18 protein-coding genes and 2 pseudogenes are annotated in these 20,300 nt (G+C 68.5%); 10 read left to right on the plus strand and 10 right to left on the minus strand.

Annotation, left to right across the window (positions count from 1 at the left end; translation table 11 throughout):
* Positions 1-2,293: alpha-xylosidase (yicI, locus tag J7E89_RS31475; RefSeq protein ID WP_214978214.1), on the minus strand; the 2,293-nt coding region annotated here is incomplete at its 3' end.
* A 213-nt stretch (positions 2,294-2,506) separates the two neighbouring features.
* Between yicI and J7E89_RS31480 the strand changes: the two genes are divergently transcribed.
* The 5 genes from J7E89_RS31480 (at position 2,507) to J7E89_RS31500 (ending at position 6,126) form a co-directional block, all read left to right on the plus strand.
* Positions 2,507-3,037 carry a SigE family RNA polymerase sigma factor gene (locus tag J7E89_RS31480; protein WP_214978216.1) on the plus strand — a complete coding sequence of 177 codons (531 nt, stop codon included), beginning with the start codon at positions 2,507-2,509 and terminating at the stop codon, positions 3,035-3,037.
* A complete protein-coding gene (locus J7E89_RS31485; protein WP_214978218.1) occupies positions 3,037-3,756 on the plus strand; it encodes a hypothetical protein in 720 nt (239 codons plus the stop codon). The genes J7E89_RS31480 and J7E89_RS31485 overlap by 1 nt, the downstream gene beginning before the upstream one ends.
* A gap of 249 nt (positions 3,757-4,005) precedes the next feature.
* Positions 4,006-4,464: a MarR family winged helix-turn-helix transcriptional regulator gene (locus J7E89_RS31490; RefSeq protein WP_214978220.1), complete on the plus strand. Its 459-nt coding sequence runs from the start codon at positions 4,006-4,008 to the stop codon at positions 4,462-4,464.
* Positions 4,465-4,598: 134 nt separating this feature from the next.
* On the plus strand, positions 4,599-5,159 hold the full coding sequence (locus J7E89_RS31495) for a quercetin 2,3-dioxygenase (RefSeq protein ID WP_214978222.1): 561 nt from the start codon (positions 4,599-4,601) through the stop codon (positions 5,157-5,159).
* A 55-nt stretch (positions 5,160-5,214) separates the two neighbouring features.
* Positions 5,215-6,126: an alpha/beta hydrolase gene (locus J7E89_RS31500; RefSeq protein WP_308315667.1), complete on the plus strand. Its 912-nt coding sequence runs from the start codon at positions 5,215-5,217 to the stop codon at positions 6,124-6,126.
* A 115-nt stretch (positions 6,127-6,241) separates the two neighbouring features.
* Here J7E89_RS31500 and J7E89_RS31505 read toward each other — a convergent pair whose 3' ends face one another.
* From J7E89_RS31505 to J7E89_RS31515, 3 genes are read right to left on the minus strand one after another with little or no spacing between them, the layout of a single operon-like run.
* Positions 6,242-8,629, minus strand: a complete 2,388-nt coding sequence (locus J7E89_RS31505) for a xanthine dehydrogenase family protein molybdopterin-binding subunit (protein ID WP_214978231.1) — start codon at positions 8,627-8,629, stop codon at positions 6,242-6,244.
* 2 nt (positions 8,630-8,631) lie between these two features.
* Positions 8,632-9,237, minus strand: a complete 606-nt coding sequence (locus J7E89_RS31510) for a (2Fe-2S)-binding protein (protein ID WP_214978233.1) — start codon at positions 9,235-9,237, stop codon at positions 8,632-8,634.
* Between the two features lie 2 nt (positions 9,238-9,239).
* A complete protein-coding gene (locus tag J7E89_RS31515) occupies positions 9,240-10,139 on the minus strand; it encodes a xanthine dehydrogenase family protein subunit M (RefSeq protein WP_214978235.1) in 900 nt (299 codons plus the stop codon).
* 243 nt (positions 10,140-10,382) lie between these two features.
* On the opposite strand from J7E89_RS31515, the gene J7E89_RS31520 reads away from it, so the two are divergent.
* A complete protein-coding gene (locus J7E89_RS31520; RefSeq protein ID WP_214978237.1) occupies positions 10,383-12,050 on the plus strand; it encodes a PucR family transcriptional regulator in 1,668 nt (555 codons plus the stop codon).
* 192 nt (positions 12,051-12,242) lie between these two features.
* Here J7E89_RS31520 and J7E89_RS31525 read toward each other — a convergent pair whose 3' ends face one another.
* A complete protein-coding gene (locus J7E89_RS31525) occupies positions 12,243-13,394 on the minus strand; it encodes a hypothetical protein (protein WP_214978239.1) in 1,152 nt (383 codons plus the stop codon).
* A gap of 204 nt (positions 13,395-13,598) precedes the next feature.
* Between J7E89_RS31525 and J7E89_RS31530 the strand changes: the two genes are divergently transcribed.
* The gene (locus J7E89_RS31530) at positions 13,599-14,003 is read left to right on the plus strand and encodes a ParB N-terminal domain-containing protein (protein WP_214978241.1); all 405 of its coding nucleotides are present in this window, start codon (positions 13,599-13,601) and stop codon (positions 14,001-14,003) included.
* Between the two features lie 210 nt (positions 14,004-14,213).
* Here the strand turns inward: J7E89_RS31530 and J7E89_RS41310 are convergent.
* From J7E89_RS41310 to J7E89_RS31545, 4 genes and pseudogenes are all read right to left on the minus strand, one after another.
* Positions 14,214-14,321 (minus strand): annotated as a pseudogene (locus J7E89_RS41310) (DNA-binding protein); the annotation flags it as partial.
* A 184-nt stretch (positions 14,322-14,505) separates the two neighbouring features.
* Positions 14,506-15,305 (minus strand): annotated as a pseudogene (locus J7E89_RS31535) (thioesterase family protein).
* 12 nt (positions 15,306-15,317) lie between these two features.
* Positions 15,318-15,647, minus strand: a complete 330-nt coding sequence (locus J7E89_RS31540) for a branched-chain amino acid transporter permease (RefSeq protein ID WP_214978243.1) — start codon at positions 15,645-15,647, stop codon at positions 15,318-15,320.
* Entirely contained in the window at positions 15,640-16,383 is a 744-nt protein-coding gene (locus J7E89_RS31545; RefSeq protein WP_214978245.1) for an AzlC family ABC transporter permease, read from the minus strand. Before J7E89_RS31545 ends, J7E89_RS31540 begins: the two co-directional genes overlap by 8 nt.
* Before the next feature lie 62 nt (positions 16,384-16,445).
* On the opposite strand from J7E89_RS31545, the gene J7E89_RS31550 reads away from it, so the two are divergent.
* The gene (locus J7E89_RS31550; protein ID WP_214978247.1) at positions 16,446-16,904 is read left to right on the plus strand and encodes an Lrp/AsnC family transcriptional regulator; all 459 of its coding nucleotides are present in this window, start codon (positions 16,446-16,448) and stop codon (positions 16,902-16,904) included.
* Between the two features lie 852 nt (positions 16,905-17,756).
* Here the strand turns inward: J7E89_RS31550 and J7E89_RS31555 are convergent.
* Positions 17,757-18,152 (minus strand): hypothetical protein, encoded by a 396-nt coding sequence (locus tag J7E89_RS31555; RefSeq protein WP_214978248.1) that lies wholly within the window; start codon positions 18,150-18,152, stop codon positions 17,757-17,759.
* A gap of 257 nt (positions 18,153-18,409) precedes the next feature.
* Between J7E89_RS31555 and J7E89_RS31560 the strand changes: the two genes are divergently transcribed.
* Both J7E89_RS31560 and J7E89_RS31565 read left to right on the plus strand, forming a co-directional pair.
* On the plus strand, positions 18,410-18,796 hold the full coding sequence (locus tag J7E89_RS31560) for a hypothetical protein (RefSeq protein ID WP_214978250.1): 387 nt from the start codon (positions 18,410-18,412) through the stop codon (positions 18,794-18,796).
* 88 nt (positions 18,797-18,884) lie between these two features.
* Positions 18,885-20,264: an AarF/UbiB family protein gene (locus J7E89_RS31565; protein WP_308315668.1), complete on the plus strand. Its 1,380-nt coding sequence runs from the start codon at positions 18,885-18,887 to the stop codon at positions 20,262-20,264.
* Positions 20,265-20,300: the final 36 nt, after the last annotated feature.

A 20,300-nucleotide genomic window follows, 5' to 3' on the forward strand; every position in this document is an offset into this window, starting at 1 on the left:
GACCGCACCGCCACCGCACCCCTCCCCCCACCCTCAACACCACCTCCCCCGCCCCCTCCGCGGCAACATCCCCCCACTCCACCCGGAACGGCAACCGCCGCGCCGCCCCCGGCCCCTCCGCCGTAACCCGGACGCAGTCCCCGTCGCGCACGACCCGAAACACCCCCGCATCCGCCCCCACCCGATCCGGCACCGGATCCGGCACCCGCACCGTCACCCCGCACTCCGCCAACGCCGACGGCTCGTACACCCTCAGGGTCAGCCCCTCCAGCCACTCCCCGTCCGGCCGCTGGTCGTCCGCGCCCAGCGGCAGCACCGCCCCGGGCCGCACGAACAGCGGCAGGCTGTCGAAGCCGTACGTCTCACGCCGCCACACCGGCCCGGTCACCACCGCACCGCTCAGCAGATGCGTCCACGTACCGGCCGGCACGTAGTACTCAACGTCACCGTCCGCGCTGAAGACCGGCGCGACCAGCAGATCCGGACCGAGCATGTACTGCCGGTCCAGCGGCCGGCACGCCGGGTCCTCCGGGAACTCCAGCAGCATCGGCCGCATCACCGGCACACCCGTCCGGTGTGCCTCGACGGCCGCCCCGTACAGATACGGCATCAGCCGGTGCTTGAGCAGCGTGAACCGCCGCGCCACATCCACCGCTTCCTCGCCGAACGCCCACGGCACCCGGTACGAGACGTTGCCGTGCAGTCTGCTGTGCGACGACAGCAGCCCAAAAGCGAGCCAGCGCTTGAAGACATCGGGGTCGGGCGTCCCCTCGAACCCGCCGATGTCATGGCTCCAGAAGCCGAACCCGGACAGGCTCAGCGACAGACCGCCGCGCAAGGACTCCGCCATCGCGTTGAACGAGGCGAAGCAGTCACCGCCCCAGTGCACCGGGAACTGTTGCCCGCCCGCGGTCGCCGAGCGCGCGAAGAGCACTGCTTCGCCGCTGCCGCGCTCCTTCTCCAGGAGCTCGAAGACGGTCCGGTTGTAGAGGTGCGTGTAGTAGTTGTGCATCCGCTCCGGGTCGGAGCCGTCGTGCCACACCACATCCGTCGGCACGCGCTCACCGAAGTCGGTCTTGAAGCAGTCCACACCCTGGTCGAGCAGGGTACGCAACTTGTCCGCGTACCACTCGCGCGCGGCCGGATTGGTGAAGTCCACCAGAGCCATGCCGGGCTGCCACAGATCCCACTGCCAGATGTCACCGTTGGCCCGCCGCACCAGATAGCCGGCCTCGGCCCCCTCCGCGAAGAGCGCGGACTTCTGCGCGATGTACGGGTTGATCCACATGCTGATCCGCAGGCCCCGCTCCTTGAGCCTGGCCAGCATGCCGTCCGGGTCCGGGAAGACATCCGGGTCCCACCGGAAGTCCGACCACTGGTACTCGCGCATCCAGAAGCAGTCGAAGTGGAAGACGGACAGCGGGATCTCCCGCTCAGCCATGCCGTCGACGAAAGACGTGACGGTTTCCTCGTCGTAAGCCGTACAGAAGGAAGTAGTCAGCCACAGTCCGAACGACCAGGCGGGAGGCAGAGCGGGCCGGCCGGTCAGAGCGGTGTAGCGGGTAAGAACATCCTTCGGCGTGGGCCCGGCGACGACGTAGTACTCCAGCGACTGGTCCTCGACGCTGAACTGCACCTGCCCGACCGACTCCGAGCCGATCTCGAAGGAGACTTTCCCCGGATGGTTGACGAAGACGCCGTAACCGCGCGAGGACAGATAGAACGGGACGTTCTTGTACGCCTGTTCGCTGCTCGTCCCCCCGTCCGCCTGCCAGAGATCCAGACTCTGGCCATTGCGCAGATACGGAGTGAAACGCTCACCCAGCCCGTAGATGTTCTCGCCCACCCCCAGGGCGAGTTGGGCGATCATGTGGTGCCCGCCGTCCGGGGTGGTCGCGAACGCCGTGCCCTTGCTCTCGACGGCGGTGAGCCTGCGCCCTTCCCCATCGAGGAAGGCCGGTCCCCAGTCCTGCTCCGTGTCGAACCGCAGCGTCAGCGGCCCGCTGGTCAGCTCGGTGAGCGTGCCGTCCCGCCGGGTGGTGGCAGCCGGTCCGCCGTCCACGCCGGACAGCTCGAACTCGGGCCCGTGGTGGGCCTTTCCGGCGTGATGGGTCGCGCGTACGCCGATGACGCCCTCGGCCGGTGAGAAGAACTCGACGGTGATGAGCGGGGTGTTGAGGGTGGCGCCGCGGTGCTCGACGCGTCTGACGGCGGCGTACGCGGTGATGTGGTCGGAACTGACATGCAGATCGCGGACTTCGGTGGCGTACGAGGCGTGCACGCCTTCGCGCATGAGCCAGAAGCCGTCGGTGAACTCAACAGTGGTTCCTTGCGGGGATCAGGCGAGGCAGGGCGGCGGCTGCCGTTCTCCGGCACCATTTTGGTCGTACGCCGAACAAATTACGTGACGCCGCGTTCCCGGACCAGGGGAGCGGGCGCACTATTAAGCAGGCCAATATACAAATGGCGCGGGACATCTACGCCGGGCAAGGGGAGGAGGCCAGCCGTGGGCACAGTTCCGCCGGACGCCGCCGCGGAGTTCCATGACTTCTTCGAGCGACACCACGCCGGACTTGCCCGCCTCGCCCACCTCCTTACGGGTGACGCGGACGCCGCCGACGATCTGGCGGCCGACGCGCTGGTCGCCCTCTGGCACCGCTGGGACCGGGTACGGGCCGCCGACCACCCCGCGGCGTACGCACGCGGTGTCGTCGCCAATCTGGCGCGCAGCCGAATCCGCAGCGCCGTACGGGAGCGCCGCCGGGTCGCTCTTGTCTGGCCGCTTCGCGCCGAGCACGCGGACGGCCCGGACGTACCGGCGGTCGTCGACGTACAACAGGCGCTGCGCACACTGCCGTTCCGTAAACGAGCCTGCGTGGTACTGCGCCACGCCTTCGACCTCTCCGAGCGGGACACGGCGCTGGCCCTGGGAATCTCGGTCGGTACGGTGAAGAGCCAGACGTCGAAGGGCGTGGCGCAGCTGGAAAAGCTGCTGGACAGCGATGCCACCGCGGAACTCGTGGGAGAGAGGCGCTGATGGACGAGCTCCGCAGGCAGTTGCGCGAAGCGGCCGCCGCACATCGGCCCGACCGTGCGCGGATGCTGGCGCGGGTGGAGCGCGCCATGACACCACCCACGGCCGGGGCGGCGGGTGGGCGCACCGGATCGCCGGCGTCCTGGCTGCGCATCACGGGAGCGACGGCCGCTGTGGCCGGGGTGCTGGTGGCGGGCGGTTACGCGGTGGCCTCCGCCACCCGGGACGCGAAACCCACGCACTCGACCGCGACGCCGCCACCCCCGACCCCCACCCCGGCCCCGCCACCGACGACCGGTGCGGACCATGCGGAGGACGCCTACCTGCGGGGCGAGGGTGTGGTGGACCCGCACAGCAATCGCTTCTGGGCGCAGAGCAACGTCAGGCTGAAGACCCGTGAACCGCTCAATGCGCTCACGGTCGAACTGCGTGTCACCCAGACAGGCGGCGTCACGGACACCGGCAGCTGGCGCTCACTCCCGGTCGACGACTTCACCGTCTCCAGCCGCGAGGAGAACGGCGCCCTCGTCTTCCGCTGGACGCTCAAGCCGGGCCGTACGGTCCCTTCGGGACAGCACGTCTTCGCGGGCCAGTACAACCATGCGGAGGGCGGTCGGGACGCGGGAGACGATACGTACAGTGCGTCGGCGGCAGCGAGATCGAGCGGCGAGGAAGCCACGCTGCACGGCGATTTCACCCCTGCTGTTCCCGATTCGCCGTAGGTCGTACTGAATGCCTTCGGGCCCTACTACTGGTTGAGCGAGACCGCCTGAACCGTCGACTGGGCCTGCTCACCGACGCGCCGATCTTGGGCCAGAGGTACGTCGCCCGCGCCTGGGGGGGATTTGAGCGTTGCCGAGCGGGCGGCGAAGTGCTTGGAGAGGCCGGCTGCGATCAGGTTGGACGACGCCGATCGTGACCACGCGCCGGGCGGTGGCTATGCTCAAGATCCCCGCGCTTTCAGAGGAGCCATGAGCGAGCCCGCACAGAACCTGCCTCAGCTGCTCGTCCAGGCCAAGCGCTGGTTCGAGGACGCGTTGCTCGCCGGCATGCAGGCGGCAGGTGAGCGACCGGTGACCGCCGCCCAGGCCGCCGTATTCGCCACTCTCGACGACGAGGGCACCTCGATCTCCGAGCTCGCTCGCAGGATCGGTGTCACCCGGCAGACCGCACACCAGGCCGTCCATAGCCTGATCGGCATGGGGCTGCTGGAACAGGCGCCCGACCCCGCCTCCGCTCGCAGCAGTCTGGTCCGTGTCACCGCTGAAGGTGCCCGCGCCCATCAGCGTGCCCTGGCCACGATCGCCGTCATCGAAGGCGTCCTCGCCGAGCGCATCGGCACTGCCGCCACCACCGCGCTGCGTGAGGCGCTGACTGCGCCCTGGGGGGAGCCGCCTCTGGTGGAAGCACCCGTGGTGGAAGCGCCCTGACTTCAGGCCCGCCGGCCCTGGCCGGGTAGCGGCGATAGGCAGCGGTGGAAGCTGAGCGCGGATACCCAGACCTTGAATGTCAGGCAGCCTGACGGTAGTGTTCCGGCTCCCTGCTCCTCCTGGAGGCTGTGTTCATGACCATGGAGTTCGCCACCCGCTACCGATCGCGCTCCCACATCCCCGCCGAGCCGGGCAAGCCCTACTTCATAGAAAAGGGCATGGGCGACCGCGCCCACCTGATCACCGACCTGTTCACCCTCTACTGCGGCGGCGAACAGACCGAGAACACCTTCAACTTCTTCACCTGCGACGGAGTAAAGGGCGACCTGATCCCCGCCCACCTCCACGCGGACACCTACGAGGTCTTCTACGTCACCGACGGCGCGGTGCGTCTCTTCGTCGAGGACCTCCAGGGCCAACAGCAGGAAAAGCTGCTCACCAGCGGCGACTTCGGCTTCGTACCGAAGAACTGCCCGCACTCCTACCGCATCGAGCGCCACCACAGCCGGATCGTCGGCGTGGCCGCCGGCCCCAGCAGCACATTCGAGCGGTTCTTCGAAAGCCTCGGCGACCCCACCGAGGAGATCGGACTGCCGCACCAGCCGCGCATCCCCGGCCCGGACGAGTTCCGCGCCGCGGAGGAGAACTTCGATGTCCGTTACCTGCCGAACCACCAGTGGCACACCCGTAACTGATTTACCGTCAGCATCGGCCGTCGCCCCCAGCTCCGGTCCTGTCCTGGAGAGACCTGTGCCTCTGTCACCTGAGCTCGTCGACCTGCTCACCCCGCCCGCCCCGGACCGGCTGCCACTGCCGCCCGCCGCGCACCCCGCCCCCGACGTCCGGCTGCTGCGCGGTGCCGTCTACTCCACCCCCGGCAACACCCGGCCCCTGGAGCTCGACCTGTGGCTGCCCGAACAACCGCCGGGCCGACTGCCGGTCATCGTCTGCATTCACGGCGGCGCCTGGCGTACCGGTACGCGGACGGACATGGGGCCGCGCATGCGCGGCTGGCGGCCCGGTCCCTTCGCCAGGCTGGCACAGGCAGGGTTCGCCGTCGCCAGCCTCGACTACCGGCTCAGCGGCGAGGCCCTCTACCCCGCCCAGCTCGACGACGTCACCGCCGGCCTGGCCTGGCTGAACGCCCGCGCCGCTGAACTCGGGCTGGACACCCGCCGCATCGTGACCTGGGGTGAATCCGCGGGCGCCCACCTCGCTGCCCTGCTCGCGCTCACCGCCCCGGTCAGCGGTTGCGTCGCCTGGTACGGGCCCACCAATCTGACCACCCTGCCCGCCCAGGCCCCGCCCGGCGCGTACGACCCCGCCGACCCGCGCACCCCCGAAGCGTTGCTCATCGGAGCGGCGATAGCCGACGCGCCCGACCGCGCCCGCGCGGCCAGCCCGGTCGCTCATGTGACCGCCGACGCGCCGCCCTTCCTCATCCTCCACGGCACCGAGGACGCCGCGATCCCACTCGCCCAGGGCGAAGAGCTCGCCGCCGCCCTGCGCGACGCGGGCGCGGACGTGGACTTCCAGCCGGTGCCCGGCGCCGACCACGCGTGGGCCGGCCTGCCCGACGAGGAGGTCGAGCGGTGCTTCGACATTTCCCTGTCCTTCGCCCGCGTCCACACGACACCCGGCCACTCGCCCATAAGCTCCTGACCACCGTTGCCACTCATCGCCCTGCCAGGGCCTTGGCACGTGGTGGGTGATTCCGGGCGGCGGCGCGGTGTACCGACGCGCGCCGCCCGGAACACGGACTGGAGAAAGGTGTCGGTCAGACCCCGGTGAGGTGCTCGGGGCGGACCGGCGTCCTGTTGAGCTCCAGGCCGGTCGCGTTCCGGATCGCCGCGAGGACGGCCGGAGTGGACGACAGGGTCGGAGCCTCACCGATGCCGCGCACTCCGTACGGCGCGTTCCGGTCCGCCAGCTCGAGGTAGTCGACCGGGATGGTCGGGGTGTCGAGGATGGTGGGGATCAGGTAGTCCGTGAAGGAGGGGTTGCGCACCTTCGCGGTCTTCGGGTCGACGATGATCTCCTCCATGACCGCGACGCCCAGGCCCTGGGTGGTTCCACCCTGGATCTGGCCGACGACGGACAGCGGGTTGAGCGCCTTGCCGACGTCCTGCGCGCAGGCCAGCTCGATGACCTTCACCAGGCCGAGCTCGGTGTCGACCTCCACCACCGCGCGGTGCGCGGCGAAGGAGTACTGGACGTGGCCGTTGCCCTGTCCGGTGCGCAGGTCAAAGGGCTCGGTGGGGCGGTGCCGCCACTCCTCCTCGACCTCCACGACCTCGTCCTCCAGGACGTCCACGAGGGTGGAGAGGACCTCGCCGCCGTCGGTGACGACCTTGCCGCCCTCGAGGAGAAGCTCGGCCGTGGCCCACGCCGGGTGGTACGAGCCGAACTTGCGCCGGCCCATCTCCAGGACCTTCTCGCGGACGAGTTCGCAGGAGTTCTTGATGGCGCCGCCGGTCATGTACGTCTGGCGGCCCGCGGAGGTCGAACCGGCCGAGCCCACCTGGGTGTCGGCCGGGTGGATGGTGACCTGCGTGACACCCAGCTCGGTACGCGCGATCTGCGCGTGGATGGTGACACCGCCCTGGCCGACCTCCGCCATGGCCGTGTGGACCATCACGACCGGCTCGCCGTTGATGACCTCGATGCGCACCTTGGCGGTGGAGTAGTCGTCGAAGCCCTCGGAGAAGCCGACGTTCTTGATGCCGACCGCGTAGCCGACACCCCGTATGACGCCCTCGCCGTGCGTGGTGTTGGACAGACCACCCGGCAGCGCGCGGACGTCGGCGCCGTCGGTGGTCTCCCACTGGCGCTCCGGCGGCATCGGGCGGGCCTTGACGCGGCGAAGCAGTTCGGCGACCGGGGCGGGCGAGTCGACCGGCTGCCCGGTCGGCATGATCGTGCCCTGCTCCATGGCGTTGAGCTGGCGGAGCTCGACCGGATCCATGCCCAACTTGGCGGCAAGCTTGTCCATTTGGGCCTCGTACGCGAAGCACGCCTGGACCGCGCCGAAGCCGCGCATGGCGCCACAGGGCGGGTTGTTGGTGTAGAGGCCGATCGCCTCGATGTCGACGTCGTCGATGACGTACGGACCGACCGAGAGGGACGCGGCGTTGCCGACGACCGAGGCCGTCGACGACGCGTAGGCGCCGCCGTCGAGCACGATCTTGCACTTCATGTGCGTGAGCTTGCCGTCCTTGGTGGCGCCGTGCTCGTAGTAGAGCTTCGCCGGGTGCCGGTGGACGTGCCCGAAGAAGGACTCGAAACGGTTGTAGACGATTTTCACCGGCTTGCCCGTGCGCAGCACGAGCAGGCAGGCGTGGATCTGCATCGAGATGTCCTCGCGGCCACCGAACGCGCCGCCGACGCCGGCCATCGTCATGCGCACCTTCTCCTCGGGCAGGCCGAGGACCGGGGCGATCTGCTTGAGGTCCGAGTGCAGCCACTGGGTGGCGCAGTACAGGTCGACGCCGCCGTCCTCGGCGGGCACGGCGAGGCCGGACTCCGGGCCGAGGAAGGCCTGGTCCTGCATGCCGAAGGTGTACTCGCCCTTGACGATGACGTCGGCGCGCTTGGCGGCCTCGTTGGCGTTGCCGCGGACGATCGGCTGGCGGTGCACGATGTTCGGGTGCGGGACGTGACCGGCGTGGTGGTCGTCCCGGTTCTCGTGGACCAGGATCGCGTCCGGGGCGAGCGCCGAGGCCTCATCGGTGATGAGGGGCAGCTCCTTGTACTCGATCTTGATCTTCGCGGCGGCGCGGCGCGCGGTCTCCGGGTGGTCGGCGGCCACCAGGGCGACCGGCTCACCGTGGTGACGGACCTTGCCGTGGGCCAGGACCGGGGTGTCCTGGAACTCCATGCCGTAGTACTTCATCTCGGCCGGCAGGTCGTCGTACGTCATCACCGCGTAGACGCCCGACAAGGCCAGAGCCTCGGAGGTGTCGATGGACACGATCTCGGCGTGCGCGACCGTGGAGCGGAGAATCTGGCCCCACAGCATGTCCTCGTGCCACATGTCCGAGGAGTAGGCGAACTCGCCGGTGACCTTCAGGGTGCCGTCGGGGCGGAGGGTGGACTCGCCGATGCCGCCCTTGGTCCGGGAGCCCTGGGTGACCTCGGTGGGGATACCGGTGGTGGAACCAGCCATGATCAGACCGCGCCTTTCTGGAGCCCTTGACGTTCCTGGCGGGCCGCGGCCAGACGGACCGCGTCCAGGATCTTTTCGTAACCCGTGCAGCGGCAGAGGTTGCCGGAGAGCGCCTCGCGGATGTCCGCGTCGGACGGCTCGCTTTTGTGCTCAAGGAGTTCGTCGGCGGCGACCAGGAGACCCGGGGTGCAGAAGCCGCACTGGACGGCGCCGGCATCGATGAACGCCTGCTGGACCGGGGAGAGTTCGGCGCCCTCGCCGGCCTGCGAGCCGGTGCCCTTGGCGGACCACTGCCGTGCGTCCTGCAGGGAGGTGACCTCGCCGTCGTCGGTGCCGCGACCCCCGTACGCGGCACGCTGCTCGGCGTAGTCGGCGAGGCCCTCGACCGTCACGACTTCGCGGCCCTCGACCTGCCCGGCGGCGACCAGACACGAACACACCGGGACGCCGTCGAGACGCACGGTGCAGGAGCCGCACTCGCCCTGCTCACAGGCGTTCTTCGAGCCGGGCAGGCCCAGGCGTTCCCGCAGGACGTAGAGAAGGGACTCGCCCTCCCAGACGTCGTCGGCTTCCTGCCGACGGCCGTTGACCGTGAAATTGACGCGCATGGTCACGCAGCCCCTTCAAGCGAGCGGCCGTTGCCGGAGCCGCGGTACTGCTCCCAGGTCCAGACGAGCTGGCGGCGGGCCATGACGCCCACGGCGCGGCGGCGGTAGCTCGCGGTGCCGCGGACGTCGTCGATCGGGTTGGCCGCGCCGGCGCAGAGCACCGCGAACTGCTTGGCGATCGACGGGGTGATGACCTTGCCGTTGTCCCAGAACCCGCCCTCTTCGAGCGCGGCGCCCAGAAACTCCTCGGCGGCCTCCGCCCGGATCGGGGTCGGGGCAGCGGAGCCGATGCCGGTACGCACGGTGCGGGTCTCGGGATGCAGCGCGATGCCGAAGGCGCACACAGCGATCACCATGGCGTTCCGCGTGCCCACCTTGGAGTACTGCTGGGGCCCGTCCGCCTTCTTGATGTGGACGGCCTTGATCAGCTCGTCGGCGGCGAGGGCGTTGCGCTTGACGCCGGTGTAGAACGCGTCGATCGGGATCAGGCGGCTGCCGCGGGCGTGCGAGGCGGCCTCGACCTCGCAGTCGGCGGCGAGCAGCGCGGGGTGCGCGTCACCGGCCGGCGAGGCGGTGCCGAGGTTTCCGCCGACGCTGCCGCGGTTGCGGATCTGCGGCGAGGCGACGGTGTGCGAGGCGAGCGCGAGCCCCGGGAGCTCGGCCCGCAGCTCCTCCGTGATCCTGGTGTACGGCATGGACGCGCCGAGCTGGATGGTTTGTTGGCCGACGTGCCACTCCTGGAGCTCGGTGACGCGGCTCAGGTCCAGGAGGTACTGGGGGCGACGGTGATCGAAGTTGATCTCGACCATCACATCGGTGCCGCCCGCGATCGGCACAGCTGTGGGGTACTCGGCCTTGGCGGCGAGTGCCTCCTCCCAGCTGGCGGGGCGAAGGAAATCCATGAGCGGCTCTCTTCTTCGTATCGGGTCGTTCGTGGTGAGTTGTTCGTCCGGGGGGTTCGTTTTGGACGCCTTGAAGTAGACCGGGCGATCAAGCGGACGAGGCAGTCACCGATCCCCCGAAACCGGCATCTCCGTCGGCTGTGGACCACGGTGCTTTCCCACTGCCTAGCGCCTGTGAGCTGAGTCGATCCGCGTTACGCAAAGAAAGTGAAGCTTTCGAGGGCGCGTGAGAAAGTGGCGATCATGCGGTTGCGTGAACTCTTGGACATAGACGAGCTGGGGCTTGTGCTGCTCGTGGGTCAGGACGCCGACGACAGCGCTCTCGACCGAGCCTTGGGCGCCGTTCTGACCACCGACCTGGTCGACCCCGGTCGCTTCCTCACCGGCGGCGAACTCGTCCTCACCGGGCTTGCCTGGTGGCGACAGGACGGAGACGCCGAGTCTTTCGTGCGCGTCCTCGACCAGGCGGGGGTCACGGTCCTCGCCGCCGGCGAAGTCGAACACAGACTCGTCCCGGACGACCTCGTACGTGCCTGCCGACGCCACGGCCTCCCACTCGTTGCCGTGAAACCGGAGACATCGTTCAGCACGGTCACCGAACACGTCCTGCGCCGTCTGCCCGGCCGCCACGACGGCGACCTCGCCGCCGTGGTCGAACGCCACCGACGGCTCCTCACCGACCGGAGTGCCCTGGACTCCGTACTGGAGCTCCTGCGGCACAGCGTCGGCCTCGACGTGTGCGTCCTGTCCGCGACCGGACGTCAGATCGCCGGGCCGCGCCCTCCCCTGCATGCCAAGACGGCGGTGGCACTGGCCGGGAGGTATCTCGCCGTGCGCCGCTCGCGCGAGGCGGCTCCCCATCGGGTCACGATCGGGGATCGGCTCTACTCTCTCGTGCCGGTACGCGACGCCGCCGGGCCGTCGACACCGTCGACCGCGACGGAGCACGCCGCCGAGTTGGGTGACTGGCTGCTGGTCGTGGAGGCCGACACGTCAACCTGGCCTGTGACAGATGTGGAACTCCTCGACCGGCTCGTCGAACTGGCCGCTGACGCGCGATCCGCACACGACCAGGCGAAGGTGGCGCTGAACGACCTGGCCCGTCAACTCCTGGACCTGCTGTACAGCCGCGTCCCACCCGACGAGATTCCCGCCCGGCTGAGCCGCACCGCGCAGGCTGTCGTCAGCCAGAAGGACACCTGGCAGCGCTGCCAGTTCGTGGTTGCCAGGGGAGGGTGGCACGGAACCCGACCCATCCCTGCCTCGGCCCTGCGCGTACTCCTGGAGGAGGCCCTGATCCAACAGGACGGCCCGGTGCCGGTATTGCCGCAGGACATCGCCGCCACCGTCGACAACGAACAGGCCGTGCTCTTCGTACTGGTGCCCGAGCCGACGGACGCGCTCCCCGAACCGGTGCTCGACTGCGCTGCCCTCCAGCGGAGACTCGCCGCGGCGCTCGCGCGCTGGCTCGGCCCGAGAGGCAACATCTCCATCGGCGTCAGCTCGCCGGTGGCCGCACCCGGGAACGCGCGCCGGGCGCTCGACGAGGCCCGCACCGCGCTGCGGGTCGCCGATGGCGGCCCGCAGCGAGTGACCGTGCGCGGCCCCGACGACCTCACCTCGCACATTCTGTCGCTGCTGCCCCTCATCCCGGCCGAGACCCGGCAAGCCTTCGCCGCCCGTCTACTCGGCCCCCTGCGCGATCACGACAGCCGCCACCAAACCGACCTGCTGCCCACACTGGAGAGGTTCCTCGAGTGCGACGCGTCCTGGACCAAATGCGCCGCCCAACTCCACCTGCACGTCAACTCGTTGCGCCACCGCATCGCCCGCATCGAGCAGCTCACCGGCCGGGACCTGGCCCGGCTCGAGACCAGACTGGACTTCTTTGCGGCCCTGAGGGCCGGCTGAGCCGCCGACCGGTGCCGGCCGATCGGCCTGTGCGGCCTTACAGCCAGTCGCGACGCTTGAAGACGAGGTACAAAGCAAGACAGACAACGCCCATGAGGGCGACGGCGAACGGGTATCCGAGCATCCAGAGAGTTCCGGGGTGACGTGAATACCGGCTGCCGCGGGCGCCCCTTTGCCGCCGTCGGACGTTTATCATTCACGCCACGAAGGGCTGTAGAAGGAAAGCGGGTGAAATACCCGCCACCCCAGCGGAGTGCCTTCCTGGTATGTGTGCCAGAAATGGTACCAACGTTCAGCGACCACGAGTGAAGCGTGCTCTGGCCCCAACACGCGGCGTAGATCGCTGCACAGCGCATCGTGCATTTGTGCGGCCCTCGCCGCATCTCCAGCAGCACCGACGCACTGCGCCAAATAGCATCGTGCTTCGAGCGTGTCGACGTCGTCTTCGCCGAACAGGTCGGTCTGGTGAGCGATCAACTCGTTATAGAGACGCACAGCCCGCTCTGCGTCCCCCGCCTCGGCCACAAGTATCGCCTGCCATCTGCGAGCTTGAAGTACGTAGCGGCCGTTTGTGCCGTGCGCTTCGGCCAGTTGAGGGATCAAGTCGTCGTACAGTCGAACGCTTTCCCCTGCCCGGCCCGCCTCCCCAACCCACTTCGCATGCTGGTAGCGAATCATGAGCACTTCGGGATCAGCGGGGCTGGACAACCTGGACCAGTGGTCCACCACGTCACCGTACAGTCTTGCAGCCTCGGAAGGATTTCCCGATTCCCCGACCGCGTTGGCATGGTTGGCGCGACCGATGAGTACATTGCGATGGTCGGGACCGAGCAACGCGGTGAAGTCCCTGACATGGCCAACCAGCTCGGCAGCCTTCTCGGTGCGAGAGGAGGCCGGCTGACTGTACACGTTCCCAACGTGCCCGTTGTTAATTCCGACGCCAATAGCGGTGTTGTTCGTGCCAGAACCGCCGTTCACCTTCACGGTGACTTGCTGGGACTCGGCTGCCTCGGTTCGACGAAGCAATTCCACCAAGTGGTCCAGGCCGGCGACAGCCTCCTCGCGAGCATCGGGGGGCAGGTCCATCAGGTGCCCCTCGAACTGGCCTTGCCAGAATCCTTCATGTCGGGCGCGTACGGATTCAACGGCCTGCGGCTCAGCATCGGCGATCTGGTCAGCAGTATCTTGGAGCCTGCGTATCGCTCCAGTCTCACGTTCAGGATTCCCACGGCCGAACCACCCGGCCACATGCCGCTGCAGGGTAAGCCAAACGTCCGTTCCCGCAGCTTGTACCACGGCTGTCCCACCGGCTGCCGCAGTAGCTAGCAATAGCTCATCAAGCATGCCAACCCCCTTGTGCAGCAGGGTAGAGCCAAGATTCCAAGCATGAAGTCTCGTTGCACAAATTGAAGTCGCATGATGCTGACCGGACAGGCGGTAACGAGAGATCCTTTAAGGTGGTCGCGTAGGACGCGGGGAACGGCCTACACAGAGGGAACCGCCACGTGACCGCGACGCCCCCCAACATCCCCGAGGACCTTCAGTCGCTTGTCGTCCCCACCCAGGACATCAAGCCGTACCACCGGAACCCCCGACGGTGACGTCCCCGCCATCACCAAGAGCCTGACCGTCAACGGCCAGTACAAGGCGATCGTCGTCAACCGGGGCACCCACACCGGACGCCCGAACGAAATCCTGGCGGGCAATCACACCTATGCGGCCGCCGCCGAACTCGGCTGGGAGCACATCGCCGCCACATGGGTCGACGTGGACGACGAAGCAGCCGCGCGCATCGTCATCGTCGACAACCGAAGCTCGGACCTCGCGGGATACGACACCGCCCTCCTGGCCGAGATCCTTGCCGAACTACCCGACCTCAACGGCACCGGCTACGACCAGGACGTGCCCAGCGGCTGGCCCGTCGACTCTTGCCGTGGCGCGGGGGCACGGTGAGCATGACGCGGTCGGCTCGCCCCGCCGCCATGTCGATGAACGCCTGGTCGATTAGGTCGAGGTGTGGGGCCTGATGGCGGAGTCCACCGGTTCGAATCCCATTCTCTACCGAGCTGTGGAGGAACCCGTCGTGGGACGCCCCGACAAAGCCCATCCAACTGCCGCATCTCGTCGACGTCGGCGTTTAGCTCGGTGCGTCGCTCGTCTAGGGCCTTGCTGGGCGAAGGCGGTGGCGCAGAGCATCGCGTCGATGGCGTACTTGTGGCCGTGCAGCCCCGCCGCGCGCAGCAGGGTGGCGGCGGACTGGGCGAGGGGCTCGCGGCCACGGCTTCCTGATCGGCGGGGCCGTTGGTCTTGTCGAAGTCGGCGATCAGCTCGTCCAGGTTGTCGCGCTCGATCTGCCGTTGCGCGGCCTTCTCCAGGTCCGCGGACACGCCCCGCTTGCCGACCCGCTCACGGATCGCCTGCACGGTGCCGGCGGTCAGGGAGACGGAGGTGCGGGTTACCGTCCGCCTGCGGCGGGCTGGGGGCGGACGGTGAGGATCTGCTGGGCGTGGCCGATGGGGCCGGTGAGGTCGTGCAGGACGGTTGTGGTGACGCCTTGGCCGGTGGGGCCGAAGGTGGCGGTGGTGTCGAGGCCGGTCCAGCGGCCTTCGGGTTGGCGCTGGAGCTGGATGGTGAGGCCGACGTTCGGGAACATCCAGGTGGTGGGCGGCTGGCGTACGGCGATGCCGTTGGCGGTGTCAACGAGCGCGACGTAGGACGCGAGCGGACTGGAGCTCCGCCCGGCGACGAGGTCGAGGTCGGTGGTGATCCAGGCGGTCGTGCGACCCTGCTGCGGGGCGGCGAGTGGGCGGACGTCCAAGGAGGCGATGTATCCGCCGGGCCACACATCGGTCAGCCGCCACGAGGCAAGCCCGTCGGGAGGGGTGAGCGGTGCCGGGGCGCCGCCGGCGACGGCGGTGGTGTCGCCCGGGACGAGGAGCCAGGCGCGCGCCCGTACGACGGGGCGGTCGGCGATGAGGGCGACGGCTTCGATCAGTTCGATGGTGCGGCCGGGCCGGAGGGTCTCCACCCGGATCTCGCACTCGTCGAGGGCGAGGCGCCCGAGGTGTCGAAGCTGATCCGGGACACGAGCGGGCGGTGGTCCGACCGTCCGGCCAAGTGGCGGTCGATGGCGTGCACGAGCAGGCCGCCCAGCGGGCTGAAGTGCTGTTCGTCGGGGTCCCACGCTCCGCTCGCGTGCGCGGTGGGCTTGTAGCGGTGTTCGTCGATGGGCTCGAAGTAGCTGCCGGTGCTCAACAGTTGTCCTTCTCAGTGGGCGAAGACGGTGCTGGCCAGGGCCACGTGGACGGCGGTGCCGCCGAGGATGCTCAGCAGCCCGTCGCGCCGCCACAGGTGCAGGCCGACGGTGGCGGCCAGCGCGGCGAGCGGGGCCGCGGCGCGAGCCTCGGTCACCGGGAGGTCGTGCAAGCAGTAGACGACCAGGATCACCATGACGCCGGCGGGCATGCGGGTGCTGAGGTACTGCACCGTGGTGCTGGCGCGTAGCGGGGCAAGGGCGGCGAAGGGCAGGGCGCGCAGTGCCCAGGTGACGGCGGCGGTGACGAGGATCGCGGCGATGGCGTAGCCGGTGTCAGGCATGGCGGTGCTTCCTGCCGGTGGTGAGGTGGCGGGCCAGGAGGCCGACGGTGAACAGGGCGAAGGCGGCCAGGAGCATCTGGTCGGGGAAGATCAGCCGGGCCGCCACGGCGGACAGGAGGGCGAGCACGGGAGTGGGCACGTCGCCGCGCAGGTCGGGGATGGCGTCCAGGGCGAGGACGGTGAACAGGGCGGTCAGTGCGAAGTCCAGGCCGGTGACGCCCTCGGGGATGAGGGAGCCGAGGAGGGCTCCGGCGGTCGCGCTGCCGGCCCAGTACAGGTGCATGAACAGCTGCAGCCACAGGATGCGCGGGCTGGACCACGAGCGGGACTGCTCGGTGGCGGTCAGGGCGTACGCCTCATCCGTGAGCGCGAACGTGCTGTACGTCTTGCCGAGCCGGCCCCGCACACGGTCCAGGGGGAAGGACAGGGCGTAGAAGACGTGCCGGGCCTGCACCAGGAAGGCCGCCATGGCTATGGAAAGCAGCGGTGCGCCGGCGACGACCATCCCGATGAGGAGGAACTCGAACGAGCCGCCGTAGATCAGTGCGGCGGACAGCCCCGCCCACCACCAGTCCAGGCCGGACTGCACTGCGAGCGCCCCGAAGGCAAGACCGAGCGGGATCATCCCCAGCCCCACCGACGCACAGTCGTGAAAAGCAGCCCGCGCCTCCGACTGCTTCCGCGACGGAAGGGCCAAGGCGGGGCGGGACCGCTCAACGACGGGACTCGTTTCCATGCGGCAATTTTAGTAAGGTTTGTGCCTCATGTGGTTGCATATTCGGCCGCTATGATCTCCATATGGGTAATGAACTGCATGTGGATTCGCTAGACCGAGAAATTTTGTTTCATCTGCGTGAGGATGGGCGGCTGACCAACGTCGAGCTGGCCAAGCGGGTCGGCCTGACACCGCCGCCGTGCCTGCGCCGGGTCAAGCGCCTGGAAGAGGCCGGCGTCATCACCGGCTACCGCGCCGTCATCAATCCCGAAGCCCTCGGCCGCGGGCTGGAAGTCTTCATCGACGTCGAGATCTACGCCAACGACCGCAAGACCGTCGAGGAGTTCGAAACGACCGTCGCCTCCTACGAGGAGGTCACCGAGTTCCGGCGCATGTACGGCCGCCCCGACTACTTCCTCCGCGTCGCCGTCGCCGACCACACTGCCTACGAAGCCTTCCTCACCGGCAAACTCAGCGGACTGCCCGCCGTCCTGCGCCTGACATCCCACCTCACGATGAAGAAGATCAAGGCGACCAGCTGAAGTCGACCTGTTACGCACGGCACCAGCCGGACAACGGCTTGGCAGGGAACCCGGCCCCGCAAAGCCATCGACGACCCGATGCCAGCTGCCGGCCGCGGCGTCGGGGAGGTCGGCAACCATCACACCGGCAGCACCGGAGTCGGCGAACAGGCCGCCCAGTTGCTCGGGGTTAGGAACAGCTCACATGTCTCAGACCCCCTCCTGTCTCACCAAACCGCGGGTAGTGCGTAAGGATGATCCACGGCTAACCAAGAGCGGGGGCGTCTCAGGAATCACCGCTAGGTGGTGCCCGTTCGTGACCTTCCGGTCCGGCTCCAGGCGCTGAGGAGGGGTGTATTCGCCCGACGTCAGCGGAGGAGCCGCCGACCCATGGCACAGCGCCCCCGTGTGAGTGTGCCAATCGTGATTGCGACAAGACTGATCACGCCTTTGAGAGTGCAATGACAGGACCATGGATTCTCTATGTTTGTCTCAACACCGGTATAAATCAGCCAGGTTGGGGGACAAGCTCCGATGGTGAGGATCGGGGAGGGGCATGATGAGCGGATCAGCAGCGATTTCGGCACGGCGGTGCGTCGCAGCGCACGTAAAGGATCCGGCACCGTGTGAGAGTTCACACCGTGCCGTGACGATCGTCGACTGCGAGGGGAACGAGATCACTGGCTGCCCTCGCCACGCGGCTCGTTTTCTGGCGACTCATCCTGGCGCGCGTCTCCACCCCCATACGGCTTTGCTCCCCTGGGCAGTGGACATTTATTGCGAGGCTGCTGACCTTCCTCCCGTCTTGCTGGAGTTCGGCTTGTAGGTGCTGGATCGACGCAGTACCGCGCCTGCCACGCGATGTGATCTGGGCTAGACGCGGAGTGCGTTGCTGGCCCTGGCAATCGTTGTGCCCAGCAGGAAGGCTCCGGCGAGGAGTCCCATCCGGGACACATCGGTGCAGCCGTCCCAGGCCAGTTCGCCCTGCTGGTGGACTATGAAGCCGTCGTAGAAGAGCCAGCACACCGCGGCAGCAAGCGGAACTGCTCGGGGGTGTGCGCGCAAGCCCACTGCCAGCGAGAGTGTGCAGTACGCGGCCAAGGCGGCCGCCGGGTGGTGCAGACCACCCACCACACCGAGCATGGGCAGGAGACATGCGGATCCGATGAACGCTGCCGCGCACACCATGGGAGTGGAGTACGTCCACGGCTGAGAACGCTCGCGGGTACGGACCGCAGCACTGGGCATGCGCCGCGGGACACCGACCATGGCCTCTCCTCGATTCGAGCCGTAGGCGTTTCGCCGGTGCGGAAACCGGCGGTGAGCGGTGCTCGAAACACCACTGTGCGTCGGCGAGGACACCGGGATAAAGGCGGTGACCGGCCAATGTGGACGGTGTCACCACCAGGCTCCAGCCTCGACCCGCCTGATGCTCCCGTTCGGCGATGGCCTCTTGGGTGCCGTGTCGGCCCGAACGTAATCCCCGCAGGTCGCGGGTGCGTGTCGGCGTCGCTGCTCTTGCGCGCGTGGTTGGGTTCTCCGCGGCGGACGGAGCCCGGGGCACGGGTTGCGGGGCGGTCGGCGTGGGCGGTCGCGAGGACACCGGCCGCTGGCGCGACCGGGACGACGACCGGTGGCGCGATCGGGACGACGATCACTGGCGCGAGCGCGAGCGCGAGCGCGAACGCGGCCGCCGGTCCGTCGTCGAGGACGTCGGCCGTGACACCAGGGACCGATTCCCGCGACGGGTCGACCTTCCCCGTCAGAGCCGGCGGGACGAGCGGGATGAGCAGGAGGACCTCAAGGAGACCATTCAGGCCCTGAGGTCCGAACTGACCTCCTTCGTCGAGGCGTTGAGGGACACGTCGGTCGCGCGCGACCCCGCGAGCGGTCAGGAGCCGAGGCGCAGCTGACGTTCCGGTCCGGTCAGTACTTTCCTGCTCTGTCTATCGTCAAGGCGGTCCCATAGTGAGCAGCGGCCGTCTGAGCCAGGTGTCCAGAGTGTTCGGACAACTCGCTGCCGAGGAGTTGTCCCGGACCCTGCGCAACGGCCGTCCGGGAAACAGGACGTCCTTCGACGAGCGGGAGCAGCAGAAGTCGGAGCGCGCTCAAGGCTTGCGCAGGGCTTTCGAGCAGCTCGGCCCCTTCTATATGAAGGTCGGCCAGATCCTGTCCACCCGCCCCGACATCGTTCCGGACTATGTGATCCCGGAGCTGGAGAAGTTGCACGACAACGCGTCCGTGCTGCCTTTCTCCGAACTCGAGCCCGTACTGCGTGCGGAGCTTGGTGCGAACTGGGCCAGGGAACTGCGGGACATCGACACCCGGAAGCCACTGGGTGCGGCATCCCTGGCCCAGGTCTACCGCGCCACCCTGGCGGACGGACGGCCTGCCGTGGTCAAGATCCAGCGACCGGGGGTACGCGAGACCGGGTCCCAGGACATGTCGATGCTGCGCCGGACCGCGCGTGTGACGGGTCGGCTGGCACCCCGCTTCACCGCTGTCATCGACGTCGAGGCCATGCTCGACGTCCTCTTCGACGCGATGCGGCCCGAACTGGACTTCGTCACCGAGGCACGCAACATGCGGCGGGCCGCTCAACTCACCTCGTCTTTCAAGCACTTGACCGTGCCAGAGGTTCATCTGGCCACGTCACGGGTCCTGGTGCAGAGCCTGGCGCCGGGCCGGTCCATCCGCCATGCCGACCACGAGGACTTCTCCACGGACGAACGGCTGGGCATCGGAGAGGACCTGCTGGCGTTCGTGTTCCGCGGCTTCTTCACCGACCGCTTCTTCCATGCCGATCTCCACCCCGGAAACGTCTTCGTCGCGCCGGGTGAGAAGGCCACCCTGATCGACTGGGGCATGGTGGGGCGCACCGACCGGCGAACCGGCATGCTGCTCATGCTGATCCTCCTGGCGCTGGCCCAGAACGACGGTCACGGCCTGGCGAAGGCGTGGATCGAGCTGGGGCATGCCACGCCCTGGGCGCAGACAGGTGCCTTCGGCTCCGACATGGCCGTCCTGGTGCCGCAGATCGCCGAAGCCTCTTTGGAGGAACTCAACTTCGGCCTGACCCTCACCCGCATCCTGACCTGCTCCACCAAGCGGGGCATCCGCACCAGTCCCACGATCGCCGTCCTCGGCAAGGCCTTCGCCAACATCGAAGGTTCAGTGCGGCACCTGGCCCCGGAACTGTCCCTCATCGACGTGTTCAAGGAGGAAATGCAGCACGTCATGCTGGCCTTGGCGGCCGAGACCGTCTCGAAGGAGCAGATGGCCCGCACCGCGCTGGAGCTGATGCTCGGCATCGGGTCGGTCGCCGGGCAGGTCCGCGGCCTGGTGGGCAACCCGCAGTTCAGGCTCCGCACCGAAGACTGACCGGGGCTGCGGGGCCGCCCGTTTCGTTACGTTGCG

The sequence above is a fragment of the Streptomyces sp. ISL-100 genome (genome assembly GCF_018614615.1).
GTDB lineage: Bacteria > Actinomycetota > Actinomycetes > Streptomycetales > Streptomycetaceae > Streptomyces.

Coding starts and splice junctions, on each gene's coding strand:
- J7E89_RS31485 (WP_214978218.1), top strand. CDS start 3,037: ATGGACGAGCTCCGCAGGCAGTTGCGCGAAGCGGCCGCCGCACATCGG.
- J7E89_RS31490 (WP_214978220.1), top strand. CDS start 4,006: ATGAGCGAGCCCGCACAGAACCTGCCTCAGCTGCTCGTCCAGGCCAAG.
- J7E89_RS31495 (WP_214978222.1), top strand. CDS start 4,599: ATGACCATGGAGTTCGCCACCCGCTACCGATCGCGCTCCCACATCCCC.
- J7E89_RS31505 (WP_214978231.1), bottom strand. CDS start 8,629: ATGGCTGGTTCCACCACCGGTATCCCCACCGAGGTCACCCAGGGCTCC.
- J7E89_RS31510 (WP_214978233.1), bottom strand. CDS start 9,237: ATGCGCGTCAATTTCACGGTCAACGGCCGTCGGCAGGAAGCCGACGAC.
- J7E89_RS31515 (WP_214978235.1), bottom strand. CDS start 10,139: ATGGATTTCCTTCGCCCCGCCAGCTGGGAGGAGGCACTCGCCGCCAAG.
- J7E89_RS31520 (WP_214978237.1), top strand. CDS start 10,383: ATGCGGTTGCGTGAACTCTTGGACATAGACGAGCTGGGGCTTGTGCTG.
- J7E89_RS31525 (WP_214978239.1), bottom strand. CDS start 13,394: ATGCTTGATGAGCTATTGCTAGCTACTGCGGCAGCCGGTGGGACAGCC.
- J7E89_RS31540 (WP_214978243.1), bottom strand. CDS start 15,647: ATGCCTGACACCGGCTACGCCATCGCCGCGATCCTCGTCACCGCCGCC.
- J7E89_RS31545 (WP_214978245.1), bottom strand. CDS start 16,383: ATGGAAACGAGTCCCGTCGTTGAGCGGTCCCGCCCCGCCTTGGCCCTT.
- J7E89_RS31550 (WP_214978247.1), top strand. CDS start 16,446: ATGGGTAATGAACTGCATGTGGATTCGCTAGACCGAGAAATTTTGTTT.
- J7E89_RS31555 (WP_214978248.1), bottom strand. CDS start 18,152: ATGGTCGGTGTCCCGCGGCGCATGCCCAGTGCTGCGGTCCGTACCCGC.